Genomic DNA, 14,723 nt, shown 5'->3' on the forward strand with positions numbered 1-14,723 from the left:
CGGTCCTCGGACAAGCGGGGCCATGCTCTGGGAGAACACCGATCACTCGGCGAGCGAGGCGACACTCCAGTACACGATGGAGCCGAAGGAGTTCGAGAACCGGTTTCTCCCGTACGACGTGTTGACGAACCTCGCCCACGTGACGATGCTGAACCGACAGGGCTTCCTGACGGACGACGAACTCGCCGAGCTACGGGCGGCGCTCACCGACCTCTACCACGAGGCACCGGCCGTCGAGGGCGAGGACGTCCACACCTTCGTCGAGGAGCGCGTGACCGAGCGCACCGAGGCGGGCAAGAAGATGCACCTCGCCCGGTCGCGCAACGATCAGGTCTTCGTCGACACCCGGCTGTTCATGAAGGACGCGACCATCGACCTCGCCGACCGGATCCTGGGGTTCGTCGAGGCCCTCGATACCTTCGCCGCCGAGAAGAACATGCTCATCCCGGGATACACCCACCAGCAACAGGCCATGCCCTCCTCGACGGGGCTGTGGGCGTCGAGCTACGCCGACGCGCTCGTCGACGACCTGCGGTCGCTGCGGGCGACCTACCGCATCGTCGACTCGAACCCGCTCGGCGCCGCCGCCTCCTACGGCACCAGCCTCGACATCGACCGCGACCTGACCACCGAGTTACTCGGGTTCTCGGGGAAACAGCACAACCCCATCTACTGCTCGAACCGCGGGAAACAGGAGCTACAGCTGCTCCAGACGCTCGATCTGGTGATGCTCGACATCCAGAAGCTCGCCGAGGACCTCATCAACTTCTCCGAGGACCAGCAGTTCTTCGAGTTGCCCGACGAGTACTGCACGGGCAGCAGCATCATGCCCCAGAAGCGCAACCCGGACATTCTGGAGCTGGCGCGGGCGAAAGCCGAGGAGGTGTCGGCGAGCAAGGAGGCGGTCCGCCGCATCATCGGCAAGCTCCCGAGCGGGTACAACCGCGACAGTCAGCAGACGAAGGGCCACCTCATCGAGAGCGTCGATACCGTACGTGCCACCGTCGACATCCTCACGCCGCTGATCGAGGACCTGGAACTCTCCGAGGAGTTCACCGTCGACGAAGGCATCTTCGCCGCTTACACCGCGAACCGGAAAGTAGAGGAGGGGATGGCCTTCCGCGACGCCTACCACGAGGTCAAATCGACCGAGGAGTACGAGGTCCACGACGACGTGGCCGAGCCGGTACGACAGCCGCTCGGTGACCTCCGGACGTTCTGGACCGACGAGCGCGAGGCGTTCGACCGGATGTCCGAACGGCTGCTTGACGGCGACTGATACGGGTTATCGTAACCGTTTACCGGTGGTTCGCCGGATCATCGGTACTGACTCACGACAACCCGGACGAGCTACAGCGTGTGTTCGTCGTCGGACTCGTTGCGGATCGCGGGATCCTGCTGGTCGTCGACCACCTGCGTGAACAGGTCCTCGTCGGTCGTCTGGTTCGGGGAGTCGTCCGTGGTGTAAGCCGAGACGCCGAGCGAGAGCAGCTCCTCGACGGCCTGGTCCCGGTTGATGAACTCGCCCTCTTCGACGAGCTGTCTGATCTCGATGTCGACGTCGTCCGGCAACGAAATTTCCGCGGAAGGCATATCCCTCACTCGGTCGCCCTCCGTGTTAAAAACCCGGTTTCGACGGGGTCCCGCCGGCCGACACGAACACGTTCGGGGTGGAACCGAGGGACTCGGGCCCCGTATCCGCGACCATGGCAGCCGTCCCCGACGACGTCGACACGGACACCCAGCCGCCGCTCTCGATCCCGCTCCGGCATTTCGTTGTCGCGCTGGCGTTCCTGCTGGCCGGTGGGGTCGTCGGGCTCGCGGACGGGCTGGGACTGGTGACCGGCCTCGCCCGCGCCGCCCACCTCCACCTGGTGCTCGTGGGCTTCGTCTGTCTCACCATCGCGGGCGCCATGACGCAGTTCGTCCCCGTGTGGTCCGGGACGAACCTGCACTCGAATCGGCTGGCGCGGGCGCAGTTGTGGCTCCTCGCCGTCGGCCTCGGCGGCCTGGTCGTCGGTTTTCTGGGCAACCGGCCGTCGCTCCTCCCGGCGTTCGGAACGTTCGTCCTCGCGGGGTTCTGGACCCTAGCGTACAACGTCGGGCGGACGCTCGCGACGGCCCGGCCGTTCGACGTGACCGAGGGCCACTTCGCCGCGGCGCTCGGCTTCTTCGTCGTGCTGACCCCGCTTGGTCTCCTGCTCGCCGTCGGCTTCGTCGCGCGGCCGCTCGCCGCCCTCCCGGTTACCCGCGGCGGGGTCGTCGCGGCCCACGCCACCCTCGCCGTCTTCGGCGCCGTCCTGACCACGGTCTACGGGGCACTGTACCAGCTCGTGCCCATGTTCGGTCAGACGGAGCTTCGGGGCGTCGACCACACGCTCCGGCGGGTCGAGACGGTCGCACACCCGACGGGCGTCGTCGTCCTCGCGGCCGGTCGACTCGTCGGCGCCGCGGCGCTCGCCCGCGTCGGGGCCGCCCTCCTCCTCGCCGGCACTGCGGCCTTCCTCGTCGTCCTCGTCCGCCTACTCCGCTCCGCCCGTGCCCGACGGACGCCGATGCTGACCCGGTACGCACTCCTCGCGCCGACCGGTCTCGGCTGGGTGGCCCTCGCCGCCCCGGCGTGGCTCCGCGGCCCGCTCGGGGTCGGCGTCCGGTTCGGCGCGCCGAACACCGCCCACCTGCTCGGACTCGTCTTCCTCCTCGTCCTCCTGGGGACGCTCTATCACATCGTCCCCTTCCTCGTCTGGGTCCACCGCTACAGCGACCGTCTCGGGTTCGAGGCGGTGCCGATGATCGACGACCTGTACGACGACCGCCTCGCGACGGCCGACCTCGTCCTCGTCGCGGCCGGCGACGGCCTCCTGGTCGTCGGCGACCTGGTCGCCCGGCAGTTCCTCGCCCTCGTCGGCGGCGGTGCACTCACGACCGGTCTCGCCGTCTTCGTGGCGAACCTGTCGCTCGTCCTGTGGCGACACGCGCCGTCGTCGCTGGGACGTGACCCGTCGGAACCGACGCGAAGCGACTGAACGGCGCCGTTCAGAACGGCGTCGACGGGCCGTCCTCGCCCTCGTCGGCCGGCATGTCGTCGACGCCACCGAGGCCGCGATCCCCCGCTCCCGCGAGCGTCCCGCGCTCCCCGTCGCCCTCGTCGTCCGGCACCGACCCCGAATCCAGGTAAGCCGCCTCCATGTCGGCGAGTCGGTCGTTGATCCGGACGCTCGACTCGTGCATCGGCGCGACCCTGACGCACACGAGGTCGAACTCGTGGGGCGAGCCGACGTCGTCGGCGTTCCAGGCCCGGAACGACGCCGTCACGAGCGTGTCGCTCTGCGGGCAGAACTCGGTCGTCGGCGTGAACTCCGCACGGAGGACCGAGGGGTCGTCGGCGTCGACGGCGTACCGATAGCCCGCGTTCGGGTGTCGCGTATCCAGGTTCAGACGCGCGAGGTTGTAGCCGAAGGTCACGTCGTAGACGGTACGCTCCTCGAACCGCTCGCGGGTCAGCCGGTGGAAGGCGGCGTGCCGTCGACCGGTCAGGACCTCGTGCCCGTCGAGGAACGGCCCCGGAGCGGGCAGGTTCTCGGGCCGGAAGGAGTCGTCGTCGTCGAAGTCGTCGCTGTCACTCGACCAGGGGCGCGGGACGAGGGGCATGGCTACCGTTCACTACGGCGTCCCCTCACCTACGCCCCGTCCCGAACATCTTCGTCCGGGAGGAACAGCCGCCCGGCCGTCTCGGGAGCCGCCGAGTGGCCGACCCCGCCCCCGTCTTCGCACTCGCCGGCGACGGCCACCCGTGCGGGTGCGAGGACGCCGGCGGCGATCCGGCCGGCCATCGTCGCCACGGTCCGGCGCTGGGCCGGCGAGAGGTCGTCGAGCCGGCCGAGTGCGGTCGCCAGTTCCCGATCGGCGACGGCGACGCCCCGGTCGCGCAGGCGGCGGTCGAGCGTCGCGGCGTCCGGATCGGCGCCGTCGTTCGCGTCCGGTCGCGCCGTCGCACGGAGGATCGGTGGCGTCGACATGGTCAGGGGTGGGGGCGGGACTCGTGGCTATCCGGGAGCGGTCCCTCGTAGCCGTCGGGGACGTACGCACAGAGCGGGTCGCTCGCCAGTGGATCGCCGGTCTCGGCGTAGGCCCGCGAGCGACTCCCGCCACAGACCCCCCGGAACTCGCAGGCGCCACACTTCCCTTCGAGGGCGTCCGGGTCCCGGAGGTCGGTGAACAGATCGGCGTTCCGGTAGCAGTCCACCAGGTCCGTCTCGCGGACGTTCCCGGCGGACACGGGGAGGAAGCCGGACGGGAACACGTCGCCGACGTGGCTGACGAAGGCGAAGCCGTCGCCGGCCGTGATGCCGACCCGACGACCGATGGCGTCGGTGGCTGCGGCCGCCGGCTCGCTCCCGTCGGTCCGGCGCTGGAGCGCGACCCGCCGGTAGTGGGGAGCTTCGGTGGTCTTGATGCCGAAGTCGGCCGACTCCTCGACGTCGACCAGCCACTCCATCACCCGCTCGGCGCGGGCCGGATCGATGCTGTCGAGGACCGTCCCGCGGCCGATGGGGACGAGGAAGAAGACCGACCACAGGACCGCATCGAGGTCGGTGACGAGTTCGCGGATCTCCGGGAGTTCGCCGACCGTCTCCGCACAGACGGTCGTGTTGATCTGGAGCGGGAGACCGGCGTCGCGGGCCGCCTCCGCCGCCCGGATCGTCGAGTCGAAGCTGCCCGGTTCGCCCCGGAACTCGTCGTGGGTGGCTCGGGACCCGCCGTCGACGCTCACCGCGAGGCGGCGGGCGCCGGCGTCGGCGATTTCCCCGACCCGCTCCGGCGTCAGCGACGCCGTCCCGCTCGGGGTGAGCGTCATCAGGAGCCCCCGGTCGGCGCCGTGCTCGATCAGTTCGACCGTATCGTCGCGGGCCAGCGGATCGCCGCCCGAGAGCACGACCAACTGGTTCTCGCCGAAGCGCCGCGCCGCGTCGAGAAGTTCTTTCCCCTCCGCGGTGGTGAGTTCGTCCGGGTGGCGTTCCGGCTGGGCGTCCGCGCGGCAGTGCTTGCAGGTGAGTTCACACGCCCGCGTGAGCTCCCACACGAGGACGAACGGCCGCTCGTCGGTGTCGATGGCGTTCGGGTGCATCTCAGCGGTGAACGCGGGTGACGTGCCCGCCACAGCCACACTGGTCGACGTACTCGATGCGCACGTCGTCGAAGGCGTCACGCAGTTCCGCGAAGAGGTACGTCTCGGGGTGCCCGTGATCGCCGTGGGTCACCAGGTTGACGTGGTAGCCCGACGCGGTGTGGTCCACCGCGTCGACCGCCCCTTCGACCACGAGTTCGCGGTCGTCGGCGTGTTCCGGCCCTTCGAGGTTCGCCGACCACGACGTCTCGTGAACCGTGTCCGTGATCGGTTCGGCGTCGTCGTGTGTTGTCTCCATACCTACGGGTTGTCGGCCCACCTCCCAAAGCGGTTGCCCGAACACGTTCGGGGGCGTGTCATACGGATTATTGTAACTGTGTACCGGTGGTTCGCCGCACCCCCCTGGCGAACCACCGGCCATGACTTACAATAGACGGTATCAGGCGAACAGCGATTCGAGGTGGTCGAACTGCGCGTCGAGTTCGCGGCGCCGCTGTCGCTTGATGACCGTCGCGTCGAGAAGGTCGCCGACGAGCGCCACGTCGAGCGAGAAGTCGGTCTCCGCCTCGACCCGGACGCCCGCCTCGCCGGCGTCCTCGATCCGGTAGACGGTCCGCATCGACTCGAAGATGCCCTCGGCCTGTTCGTAGGCCAGGACCGCGTCCGGTTCCTCGATCCGTCGGAGCGCCAACTCGAGCTGGGCGATGCCCACCCGGTTGACGAGGTGAATCTCGTCGCCGTCGACGGTCACCTCGTCGAACCCGGCCGAGAGCATGAAGGGCTCGACGTCGAGGATCGCGTCACGGACCGCCGACTCGGGGCCCGATATCGTCCGCGAAACGCTGACTGTCTCCATGGTGGTGTTCCTCTTGCCTTCCCCAAGAACCCCGGGCACGGTGATCTGTGTGTCGAACGTGTTCGGGGCAAACGTCTGGCGGGTACTCTCCCAACCTCGATGTATGTCAGGCGTCGAATCGCTGTTGGCCGAGACGGACGCCCCGCCGACCGGTGACCACGAGGTGCTCGACGTGCGCGACCTGCCGCCGCCACAACCCCTGAAGCGAACGCTCGAGACCCTCACGGACCTCGACGAGGAGGGGGTACTGGTGCAGGTGAACGACCGGGTGCCTCAGCACCTGTTCCCGCGACTCGACGACCGGGGGTTCGTCTACGACACCGTCGAAGCGGAGGATCGTGCCGTGACCGCCATCTGGCGGGAGTGACGGCGTCCCCGTCGGGCTACTCCCCCGCGGTAACGGCGGCGACCACGTCGCCGACGTTCATCGCGACGGCGAGGACGAGCGCGAGAACGAACAGGACCAGCGTCGCGATGACGTTGAGTTTCGGCGCGGTTCCGTAGGCCAGCATCGCGTACATCGAGGTGGTGAGCACATCCATCGTTCCGGAGACGAAGTACGCACGGACGAACTCCTCGAAGGATCGGATCCACGCGAAGAGAAACCCCGCCGCGACGGCCGATACCACCTGTGGGAGCGTTACGTCCCAGAACGCTTCGAGGGGTGACGCGCCGAGGTCACGGGCGGCCTCCTCGAGGCTCTCGTCGAAGGCGGCGAGACGCGCCGACACGAGCAGGACGACGAACGGTAACCCATAGACCGCGTGAGTGAGTACCGTCGGAACGAACCCGGGGGTCACGCCGAGGACGCTCCGAAAGTAGATGAGTAGACCGATACCGAGGATGACGCCCGGAACGACCATCGGGAGGACGACACCGACCCGAAACACGTCGGCTAGCGGGAAGTCGTACCGAACGAGCGCGACGCTCCCCGGGACGCCGGTGAGGGTAGCGACGACGGCGGCCAGCGTGGCGACGGTGAAACTGTTGGCGACGCTTCGGAGCAGTTCTTCGTCGCCGAGCGTCGCGCGGTAGTGTGCCAGTGTGACCCCCTCGAACGGGAACAGCGTCGAGGCGTTCTCCGCGACCGATAGCGCGACGATGAACACGAGCGGGATCCAGAGGAAGGCGAGCACGAGCACGGTCCATCCGGAGAGTGCCCGCGACAGCAGCCGGTCACGCCCTGTGGTCGCCACCATCTACCGCTCACCTCCGGCAGTGGCGCCCGTGTCCGCGTACCGCACCGCGGCCGCGAACGCCACGACGACGACGGTGACGACGAACGCCGCGGCGGCGCTAGCGCTGGCGATATTGTAGGAGTCGACACGCCCCGCGATGAGTTGGCCGACCATCAGGACGGTCGAACCGCTGAGAAACTGTGGGGCGACGAACGCCCCGAGGGCCGGGACGAACACGAACAGCGAACCGGCGACGACGTTGGGGAGGGTCAGGGGCCACAGAACGTCCCGGAACGCCGCGACGCGAGACGCCCCCAGATCCCTGGCGGCGTCCACGAGGTCGAAATCCACCGCGTCGATGCCGGCGTACAGCGTCAACAGCATGTACGGGAACTGTGCGTGGGCAAGTCCGACGACGATGGCAGGGACGCCGAACTCGAACAGGCCGATCGATCCGAATCCGAGGGCCGCCGCGATGTCGTTGAGGATCCCGCCCTCGCCGAACAGGAGGTACCACGAGTAGACGCGGACGAGATACATCGTGAAAAACGGCACCAGCACCAGAAACACGACGATGTGCCGGCCGCGTTCCCGGCGGGCCAGTGCGTACGCCACCGGATACGCCGTTATCAGACAGACGAGGGTCGTGGCCGCCGCGATACCGATCGAAAGGAACAGCGACCGGGCGAAGGGGGTCGTCCAGAACGGCGTTGCATCGAACAACGCGGTGTAGTTCGCGACGGACGGTTCCCAGACGATTTCGTAGGCGCTGTCGATCCGGGCGAACGAGACGGCGACCATGAACGACAGCGGCGCGAGCAACAACGCCGCGAGTAGTCCGCCGCTCGGCACGAGCATGGCCGCGTACCGCCCCCGTCGCGAGGACAACAGCCGCCCGATCCGTCGGGTCCGTATCCGGTCGATCCCGACGACGGGCGCGTCCGTGTCGGTATCGGCCATCTCAGGCCGCCTTGATCTCTTCCCAGGCGGAGCGCCAGGCGTCCTCGTTTTCCACGGCTTTGAACGGGATCATCCCGTCGAGCCGGCTCGGGTCGATGGAGCCGTACAGCTCGTTCCGGCGCTCGGAGAGGTTCTCCGAGGTCTTGGGGTTGACGCTCGGTGCATGCCCCTCTCTCGCGAGCGTCGCGCCGGTCCCCGGGGCGATGTACTCGTCGATGATCCGCCAGGCGAGTTCGGGGTGATCGGACTGTTTCGAGACGACTGCGGCCTCGAACCACGACATGGATCCCTCCGTCGGCGTGGCCATGTTCACCCAGTCGTGGCCGTCCACCCACATGTTCGTGATGTTCATACGGCCCGAGTGGCCGAGGTGAAAATCACCCTTCCGAATCCCCTTCACGAACGACGCGTCGCCGGCGATATAACCGGAGAGCAACGTTTGCTTTTGTTCGATCAGCGTCTCTTTCACCCGTCGGACCTGTGACTCCGAGAGCGTAATGCGGTCGCCCTCGAACGCGTCGCCGAACCCGTGGTGGAGAGCAGCGGCGGTCATCGCCTTGAAGTGGTTGTCGTAGAGTGCGATCTTTCCACCCAGGTCGACTCCATCGATGCCCTCGAAGAGGACGCTCCACGACTCCTCGTGATCGGGTACGTCCCGCGAGTCGTAGCCGTAGCCGTAGAACCCGAATCTGATCGGGACGCCGTACGGCGTCCCATCGACGGCGAGTTGTCCGGTGGTGAACTGCTTGAACTTCTCGTAGACGTCGGCGTAGTGCTCCAGTTCGTCGAGCGGTGCGGGCTCGACGAGGCCGGCATCCGCGAACCGTGGAACGTAGTTGTTGTTCGGGACGGCGATGTCGTACTGTTCGTCCTGACCGGACTGCCACCCGGAGAACATGTCCGCCGAGGACGTCGACCGCGTGATTTCGAGTTCCACGTCGAGCGAGTTCTCTACGGCCGCCACGACGTCGTCACGCGCGTAGTGCTCCCAGGTGATGACGTTGATCGTGGGCGTCGACGAGCCGCTCCCGCCGCCGATGCAGCCCGCGGCGGCGGCCGTCGCCGCCGCCCCCGCGGTCGCCAGAAACGACCGACGGCCAGCATGATCGAGCGTGGATTCGTCGTTCATGTTCGTCTCGAATACATCTTCCTGAGACGCATAAGTCCCCGGAAACGTGCAGTACGGTGGGGTACATACGACGGGGAGGCTGGAGACGATTCCCGCCGGAATGGGGTCGAACGGACCGAAATAGCTGGAATCCGTCCAGTTTCGACGTTACGGAAACAGGCAATATTAGTCGCTTACGCCGGCCATATACGAATCTTGGTCCGACCGGAGGTGATGGGAGTAGCCACGGAGGAAACGAGCGACGTCCTCGTCGAACTCGACGACGTTCGGAAGCTCTACGGCGACACGACCGCCGTCGAGAACGTGACCATGGAGGTCGAACGTGGCGAACTCTTTACCTTGGTCGGGCCGTCCGGATGTGGAAAGACGACGACGCTCCGCCTCGTGAGTGGCTTCGAGGAACCGACGGACGGAGTCGTCCGCATCGACGGGAGCGACAGTACGGACGTTCCACCGGAGCGCCGAGACACCAATCTGGTCTTCCAACACCACGCCCTGTTCCCGCATATGACCGTCGCGGAAAACGTCCGTTATGGTCTCGAAAAGGACGACGCCGTGACCCCGACCGAGGCCGATCGGCGGGTCGAGGAGATGCTCTCGCTCGTCGATCTCGACGGCTACGGCGACCGGCCACCGGCGGACCTCTCGGGCGGGCAGCGACAACGCATCGCCCTCGCACGCGCGCTCGTGAACGAGCCGTCGGTGTTGCTCCTCGACGAACCGTTGTCTAGCCTGGACCGCAAGCTTCGAAAACAGATGCAGTCGGAACTGCGCAGGCTCAACGATGCTGTCGACGGCTCGTTTCTGTATGTCACACACGACCAGGAACTCGCGATGGCGATATCGGACCGAATCGGTGTGATGCGGGCCGGAGAGATCGTACAGGTAGGAACGCCCGAGGAGGTGTATCGAAACCCGGTGTCACCGTTCGTCGCGGAGTTCGTAGGCGACACCACCCTCCTCGAAGGACGGATCGATCCGTCGGAGGCGGCGGGCGACTCGCCCCCGACGCTGACGGTCGGCGAGTGGATGTCAGTGCCGGTCGCGACCGATACGGACGGAGGCGTGACCGCATCGGTCCGTCCCGAGACGATCGAATGGGTAGACGACGACCCCGACACCGCGGCGGACGTCGACGGCGGGTTCGCCGCGGAGGTTCGTGAGCGGACCTTCCAGGGCGACTCCGTTGAGTACCGGCTCGCCCCTATCGCTCCGGATCCCGATTCGACTGTCGGGCTCGAACTCCAGGCGTCGTCCCACGACGTCGACTCGCCACTCTCAGTCGGCGACCGGGCGGCGTTCGCTGTCGTCGACGATCCGGTGATCTTCGACCGGTAATCCTCCGTGCGGGGGTCCCCGCCTATCGACCGGGACGCGATGCCGCGTACCCGTGGATTTTTACCGACCGACCGCCTCCCCCCGGGTGATGAAGGAATCCCTGATGGAGATCCTCTGTGATCCGCTCGACAAGAGCGAACTGGAACTCGAGGTGGACGAGCGCGACGGCGAGGAGATCATCGAGGGCCGCCTGATCGGGACCGTCACGGGCGAGGAGTACCCGATCGAGGACGGCATCCCGAACCTCCTGCCGCCGGACATGCGCGACGACTAGCGGGCCGCTCACCCGAACGCGCCGAGACTCGACTGGAGTCGGCGGTCGGTGCCGCCGTCGGTCACCTCGTAGCCGACCAGATCCCGCAGATCCACCGCGTAGGTGCTTCCCCCGTGATCCAACACCAGTAGCCGGCCCTTGGTCCCGCGGACCCGCCCCGTCGCCACCGTCTCCGCGACCGGGCGCTCGTCGAGGTCGAGACCGTAGTCGAACGCGACGGTCTCGAGGGGATCGAAGTCGGCGAGCAACGTCTGCCACGCCGCCTCGTCGACCGTTCGGCCGAGGCCCGCCCGCTTCTCGGGGACCCGCGCCCGATCCGGGATCTCGTCGGCCAGCCCCGCCTCGATTTCCCGGGCGATCCGGCCGTTCTCGACCGTCCGGAGGTGGGCGCCCCGGTCGGCCCCCTGTTCGCGGAGGCGCGTCTCCAACCGCCACTCCTTCGTGACGCCGACCTTGAACGTGTCCGGGGCGAAGGCCGCCAGGTAGACGGCGTGATCGTCGAAACAGTCCATCTCGTCTTTGAGACAGGTGCCCGTACACCGGGCACAGACCCACGTCGACGTGTGGGCCGAACAGTACGGTACGGCGGGGTCGTCACAGGGCCGGTGGCCGTCGTCGACGACGACGCCGGCACAGTGGCGGTCGCCGAGGCGGTAGTCGAGCTCGGTCCCCGGGTCGAGGGCGACGTACTCGACGGGCGCGGTCGCGGCGTCGTCGGTCGTCGTGGTCGCCGCGTCGGCGGACGGGGCGTCGCCGTCGCTCACCAGAAGGCCCGCGTCGGCCGCGTCGTAGCCCACGAGCTGCACGCCCGTCCTTCGATCCCGGCGAGTAAAGGCGTGTCTCTCCGGCGTCGTCAGGTCATCTCGTCGACCAGTTGGCGGGCCGCACGGCGGACCGCCTCGTCGCTCGACGCCGGCGGCTCCCACCCGAGCGCGGCCAACTTCTCGATGGAGAGGCGCATCTTCGGGACGTCGCCGGTCCAGCCGCGGTCCCCGCCCGTGTACTCGTAGGTCGGGTCGAGGCCCATCTCATCGCTCACGACGTCGGCGATGCGGTTCACCGAGGTGGTGGTCCGGGAGCCGAGGTTGTAGGTGTTCAGGTCGGCGTCCGCGTGTTCGACGACGTGGACGATGGCGTCGACGCAGTCCTCGACGTGGAGGTAGGACTTCTCCTGTCGGCCGTCGCCGAGGATGGTGAGGGCGTCGGGGTCGTCGCGGAGCTTCTCGACGAAGTCGGGGATGACGGTCCCGCGCTGGTGCGGGCCGACGATGTTAGCAAAGCGGAAGGTCCACGACTGGAGGTCGTGGGAGTGGGCGTACGTCGAGACCAGCCCCTCGTCGGCGAGTTTGCTCGCGCCGTAGACGCTGATCGGTTCGAGGGGGGCGTAATCCTCGGGCGTCGGTCGCGGCGCCTCGCCGTAGACCGTCGAGGAGGAGGTGAAGACGAAGCCCTCGACGCCCACCTCGGCGGCGCGTTCCAGTAGCGTGTAGGTCATCTCCGTGTTCTCCTCGAAGAGTCGCCGGGGCTCCCCGTAGTTCGTGTCCGTGTAAGCCGCCAGGTGGAAGACGACGTCCACGTCGGCGGTGACGACGTCGGCGACGTCGTCCGGGTCGGTCACGTCCGTGACGACCAGGTCGGCGGCGTCGGGGACGCGGTCGACCTCGCCCTTCGAGAGGTCGTCGGCGACGACCACCTCGTTGTCGGGCGCGAGTCGCGCCGCGAGGTGCGAGCCGATGAGCCCCGCCCCGCCGGTGATCACCACTCGCCGGTCGGTGAGATCCATACCGGCCCATGGCCGGGGGGCGGGCAAGTGCGTTCCGATCCGGCCGTTTCGAAAGCCGTTACCCCCTCGACACCCACCCGTCGGATATGCAAGATACCCCCGAGGTGGTCGTGTTGCGACTGGGCCACCGGCCCGGCCGCGACGACCGCATGACGACACACGTCGCCCTGACGGCGCGGGCGCTCGGCGCCGACCGGGCGGTCCTCGTCGGCGACACGTCACAGGCCCGGGAGACGGTCGCCGACATCACCGACCGCTTCGGCGGTCCCTTCGACGTGACGGTGACCGACGCCTACCGACCGATCCTCCGGGAGTGGGAGGGGTCGGTCGTTCACCTGACGATGTACGGCGAACCGGTCGAGGCGGTGACGCCGACGATCCGAGAACGACACCGGAGCGAACCGCTGTTGATCGTCGTCGGCGCCGGAAAGGTCGACTTCGAGGTGTACGACCGCGCCGACTGGAACGTCGGCGTGACGAACCAGCCCCACTCGGAGGTGGCCGCGCTGGCGGTCTTCCTCGACCGCCTGTTCGACGGCGCGGAACTCGACCGCGAGTGGGTCGACGCCGACCGTCGGGTGATCCCCCAGGAGACGGGCAAACGCGTCGAGGAAATCGACTAGAGCCGCTCGGCTCCGGAGTCGACGTCGTGGCCGTCGAGGATGCCGGTCCCTTCGAGCAGGTAGTAGGCCACGGTGTGTACGACGAAGGCGGCGACCAGACCGTTGAGCGCCGCGCCGCCGGGGCCGGGGAGCACCTGCGGGGCGGCCACGCCGGGGACGACCTGGCCCGCAGTGAGGGCCGCGACGAGGATGCCGACGACGTAGGCGAGGACCGCGATCCAGCGCACCCCGGCGAACTCGACGTCGTCCATGCGGGGGATGCGCAGTCGCCAACAGAGGAGGAAGTCGGCGATGATGACCCCCCCGAGGGGCGGAACGTACTGTCCGAGCGTCGACAGCCAGGGGATGAGCAGGCTGTCGGCGCCGGCCAGCGCGAGCAGGATGCCGACCGTCCCGCCCGCCAGCACGAACGGCCGCTTGCGGTCGAACTCGAAGGCCTCGCTCCCGGCGACGCCGAAGGCGTAGGCGGCGTTGTCGTTCGTGGTCCAGATGTTGAGCACGAGCGCGATCAGGCCGATGGCGGCCAGCCCCTGGGCGGCGAGCACCTCGTAGAGGTCGCCGGCGGGGGTCACGTCGTAGACGGCACCCCCGACGGCGCCCGAGAGAAAGAGGAAGCCGTTGCCGAGGAGGAAGGCGACGAGGCCGGCCCAGAAGCCGACGCGGGTCGAGGACGCGAACCGCGCCCAGTTGGGCGCCTGGGTCCCGCCGCTGATGAACGTCCCGACGACGATTGTGACCGCGGCGGCAAAGCCCATCTCCCCGCTCCCGCCGCCGAACAGGCCGCCGATCCCCCCGGCGTCGCCGACGGCGATGAACACCGAAAGCAGGCCGACGACCACGAGGATGGGGACGGCGACCAGGGAGAGTTTCTCCATCCCCTCGTAGCCGAAGTACGCCGTCGCGAGGTGGAGGACTCCCCAGATCACGATGAGCGCGAGCGTGAACGTCGGCGAGTCGAGGCCGAAGAAGGTCGCCGTCGGGATGGCGACCATGGGGATGGTGACGCCGAACCAGCCGACCTGCGTCCCGCCGAGCAGGAGGTCGGCGAACTTCGCGCCCCAGCGGCCGAAGCTGTACCGGGCGAGGAGGACGGTCGTCAGGCCCGCCTTGGCGGCGATGCCACACAGCGCCGCGACGTAGACGCCGAGGATGGCGTAGCCGACGGCGGTCGCGGTGAGCATCGGGCCGAAGCCCATGGCCGCACCCACCTCGGCGCCCGACCAGAGGGTCCCGGCGAAGAAGACGAAGCCGAGCAGCACCGCCGAGATGCTCACCAGTCCTTTGCGTTCGTCCCGCGGAACGTGATCGATCGGGTAGTCCGGATCGGGGAGGTCCTCGTCCCCGAACACGAACGTACGCCACGCCGATGATTCGTCTTCGGTTGCCATTACCCGTTGTCGCACAGGTATTGTAGATAAATTTTGGCAAACAGGCACACGTTCGTTCGAAAACGG

At 68.0% G+C, this 14,723-nt stretch carries 18 protein-coding genes; 6 read left to right on the forward strand and 12 right to left on the reverse strand.

Annotated elements, in window-relative coordinates:
* The first annotated feature begins 22 nt into the window (after positions 1-22).
* Complete coding sequence (argH, locus tag NO364_RS05245; protein ID WP_157688374.1) at positions 23-1,279, forward strand: argininosuccinate lyase; 1,257 nt, start codon at positions 23-25, stop codon at positions 1,277-1,279.
* A gap of 71 nt (positions 1,280-1,350) precedes the next feature.
* Here the strand turns inward: argH and NO364_RS05250 are convergent, their stop codons facing one another.
* Positions 1,351-1,593: a DUF7120 family protein gene (locus NO364_RS05250; protein WP_157688375.1), complete on the reverse strand. Its 243-nt coding sequence runs from the start codon at positions 1,591-1,593 to the stop codon at positions 1,351-1,353.
* Between the two features lie 113 nt (positions 1,594-1,706).
* Here NO364_RS05250 and NO364_RS05255 point away from each other — a divergent pair, with 113 nt between their 5' ends.
* Positions 1,707-3,026 carry a heme-copper oxidase family protein gene (locus NO364_RS05255; RefSeq protein WP_257628712.1) on the forward strand — a complete coding sequence of 440 codons (1,320 nt, stop codon included), beginning with the start codon at positions 1,707-1,709 and terminating at the stop codon, positions 3,024-3,026.
* 10 nt (positions 3,027-3,036) lie between these two features.
* On the opposite strand, the gene NO364_RS05260 is transcribed toward NO364_RS05255, so the two are convergent.
* The 5 genes from NO364_RS05260 to NO364_RS05280 form a co-directional block, all read right to left on the reverse strand.
* Positions 3,037-3,651: a DUF7998 family protein gene (locus NO364_RS05260; RefSeq protein WP_257628713.1), complete on the reverse strand. Its 615-nt coding sequence runs from the start codon at positions 3,649-3,651 to the stop codon at positions 3,037-3,039.
* 29 nt (positions 3,652-3,680) lie between these two features.
* Entirely contained in the window at positions 3,681-4,019 is a 339-nt protein-coding gene (locus NO364_RS05265) for a hypothetical protein (protein WP_157688378.1), read from the reverse strand.
* A gap of 2 nt (positions 4,020-4,021) precedes the next feature.
* Complete coding sequence (locus NO364_RS05270) at positions 4,022-5,128, reverse strand: TIGR04053 family radical SAM/SPASM domain-containing protein (protein ID WP_257629145.1); 1,107 nt, start codon at positions 5,126-5,128, stop codon at positions 4,022-4,024.
* A 1-nt stretch (position 5,129) separates the two neighbouring features.
* Complete coding sequence (locus NO364_RS05275; RefSeq protein WP_157688380.1) at positions 5,130-5,426, reverse strand: CGCGG family putative rSAM-modified RiPP protein; 297 nt, start codon at positions 5,424-5,426, stop codon at positions 5,130-5,132.
* Positions 5,427-5,567: 141 nt separating this feature from the next.
* Positions 5,568-5,984, reverse strand: coding sequence for an SRPBCC family protein (locus tag NO364_RS05280; protein ID WP_157688391.1), 417 nt, complete (start codon positions 5,982-5,984; stop codon positions 5,568-5,570).
* A 103-nt stretch (positions 5,985-6,087) separates the two neighbouring features.
* On the opposite strand from NO364_RS05280, the gene NO364_RS05285 reads away from it, so the two are divergent.
* Complete coding sequence (locus NO364_RS05285) at positions 6,088-6,351, forward strand: DUF2249 domain-containing protein (protein WP_257628714.1); 264 nt, start codon at positions 6,088-6,090, stop codon at positions 6,349-6,351.
* Positions 6,352-6,367: 16 nt separating this feature from the next.
* Here NO364_RS05285 and NO364_RS05290 read toward each other — a convergent pair whose 3' ends face one another.
* The 3 genes from NO364_RS05290 to NO364_RS05300 are packed head-to-tail and all read right to left on the reverse strand — an operon-like array spanning position 6,368 to position 9,251.
* Positions 6,368-7,183, reverse strand: a complete 816-nt coding sequence (locus tag NO364_RS05290; protein ID WP_257628715.1) for an ABC transporter permease — start codon at positions 7,181-7,183, stop codon at positions 6,368-6,370.
* The gene (locus NO364_RS05295; RefSeq protein ID WP_157688388.1) at positions 7,184-8,122 is read right to left on the reverse strand and encodes an ABC transporter permease; all 939 of its coding nucleotides are present in this window, start codon (positions 8,120-8,122) and stop codon (positions 7,184-7,186) included.
* 1 nt (position 8,123) lies between these two features.
* Positions 8,124-9,251 (reverse strand): ABC transporter substrate-binding protein, encoded by a 1,128-nt coding sequence (locus tag NO364_RS05300; protein WP_157688387.1) that lies wholly within the window; start codon positions 9,249-9,251, stop codon positions 8,124-8,126.
* Between the two features lie 213 nt (positions 9,252-9,464).
* Here NO364_RS05300 and NO364_RS05305 point away from each other — a divergent pair, with 213 nt between their 5' ends.
* Together NO364_RS05305 and NO364_RS05310 are read left to right on the forward strand one after the other, a co-directional pair.
* Positions 9,465-10,589, forward strand: coding sequence for an ABC transporter ATP-binding protein (locus tag NO364_RS05305; protein ID WP_257628716.1), 1,125 nt, complete (start codon positions 9,465-9,467; stop codon positions 10,587-10,589).
* Between the two features lie 88 nt (positions 10,590-10,677).
* A complete protein-coding gene (locus NO364_RS05310) occupies positions 10,678-10,863 on the forward strand; it encodes a methytransferase partner Trm112 (protein WP_199243730.1) in 186 nt (61 codons plus the stop codon).
* 8 nt (positions 10,864-10,871) lie between these two features.
* On the opposite strand, the gene NO364_RS05315 is transcribed toward NO364_RS05310, so the two are convergent.
* Both NO364_RS05315 and NO364_RS05320 read right to left on the reverse strand, forming a co-directional pair.
* A complete protein-coding gene (locus NO364_RS05315; protein WP_257628717.1) occupies positions 10,872-11,669 on the reverse strand; it encodes a DUF2797 domain-containing protein in 798 nt (265 codons plus the stop codon).
* Positions 11,670-11,716: 47 nt separating this feature from the next.
* Positions 11,717-12,646, reverse strand: a complete 930-nt coding sequence (locus tag NO364_RS05320; RefSeq protein ID WP_157688384.1) for an NAD-dependent epimerase/dehydratase family protein — start codon at positions 12,644-12,646, stop codon at positions 11,717-11,719.
* An 86-nt stretch (positions 12,647-12,732) separates the two neighbouring features.
* On the opposite strand from NO364_RS05320, the gene NO364_RS05325 reads away from it, so the two are divergent.
* Positions 12,733-13,269 (forward strand): tRNA (cytidine(56)-2'-O)-methyltransferase, encoded by a 537-nt coding sequence (locus NO364_RS05325; protein ID WP_157688383.1) that lies wholly within the window; start codon positions 12,733-12,735, stop codon positions 13,267-13,269.
* Here NO364_RS05325 and codB read toward each other — a convergent pair.
* Positions 13,266-14,657 carry a cytosine permease gene (codB, locus tag NO364_RS05330; protein ID WP_257628718.1) on the reverse strand — a complete coding sequence of 464 codons (1,392 nt, stop codon included), beginning with the start codon at positions 14,655-14,657 and terminating at the stop codon, positions 13,266-13,268. The two genes, NO364_RS05325 and codB, sit on opposite strands and share 4 nt — an antisense overlap.
* Positions 14,658-14,723: the final 66 nt, after the last annotated feature.

Source organism: Haloplanus salinarum (assembly GCF_024498175.1).
GTDB lineage: Archaea > Halobacteriota > Halobacteria > Halobacteriales > Haloferacaceae > Haloplanus > Haloplanus salinarum.

Coding starts and splice junctions, on each gene's coding strand:
- argH (WP_157688374.1), top strand. CDS start 23: ATGCTCTGGGAGAACACCGATCACTCGGCGAGCGAGGCGACACTCCAG.
- NO364_RS05250 (WP_157688375.1), bottom strand. CDS start 1,593: ATGCCTTCCGCGGAAATTTCGTTGCCGGACGACGTCGACATCGAGATC.
- NO364_RS05255 (WP_257628712.1), top strand. CDS start 1,707: ATGGCAGCCGTCCCCGACGACGTCGACACGGACACCCAGCCGCCGCTC.
- NO364_RS05260 (WP_257628713.1), bottom strand. CDS start 3,651: ATGCCCCTCGTCCCGCGCCCCTGGTCGAGTGACAGCGACGACTTCGAC.
- NO364_RS05265 (WP_157688378.1), bottom strand. CDS start 4,019: ATGTCGACGCCACCGATCCTCCGTGCGACGGCGCGACCGGACGCGAAC.
- NO364_RS05270 (WP_257629145.1), bottom strand. CDS start 5,128: ATGCACCCGAACGCCATCGACACCGACGAGCGGCCGTTCGTCCTCGTG.
- NO364_RS05275 (WP_157688380.1), bottom strand. CDS start 5,426: ATGGAGACAACACACGACGACGCCGAACCGATCACGGACACGGTTCAC.
- NO364_RS05280 (WP_157688391.1), bottom strand. CDS start 5,984: ATGGAGACAGTCAGCGTTTCGCGGACGATATCGGGCCCCGAGTCGGCG.
- NO364_RS05285 (WP_257628714.1), top strand. CDS start 6,088: ATGTCAGGCGTCGAATCGCTGTTGGCCGAGACGGACGCCCCGCCGACC.
- NO364_RS05290 (WP_257628715.1), bottom strand. CDS start 7,183: ATGGTGGCGACCACAGGGCGTGACCGGCTGCTGTCGCGGGCACTCTCC.
- NO364_RS05295 (WP_157688388.1), bottom strand. CDS start 8,122: ATGGCCGATACCGACACGGACGCGCCCGTCGTCGGGATCGACCGGATA.
- NO364_RS05300 (WP_157688387.1), bottom strand. CDS start 9,251: ATGAACGACGAATCCACGCTCGATCATGCTGGCCGTCGGTCGTTTCTG.
- NO364_RS05305 (WP_257628716.1), top strand. CDS start 9,465: ATGGGAGTAGCCACGGAGGAAACGAGCGACGTCCTCGTCGAACTCGAC.
- NO364_RS05310 (WP_199243730.1), top strand. CDS start 10,678: ATGAAGGAATCCCTGATGGAGATCCTCTGTGATCCGCTCGACAAGAGC.
- NO364_RS05320 (WP_157688384.1), bottom strand. CDS start 12,646: ATGGATCTCACCGACCGGCGAGTGGTGATCACCGGCGGGGCGGGGCTC.
- NO364_RS05325 (WP_157688383.1), top strand. CDS start 12,733: ATGCAAGATACCCCCGAGGTGGTCGTGTTGCGACTGGGCCACCGGCCC.
- codB (WP_257628718.1), bottom strand. CDS start 14,657: ATGGCAACCGAAGACGAATCATCGGCGTGGCGTACGTTCGTGTTCGGG.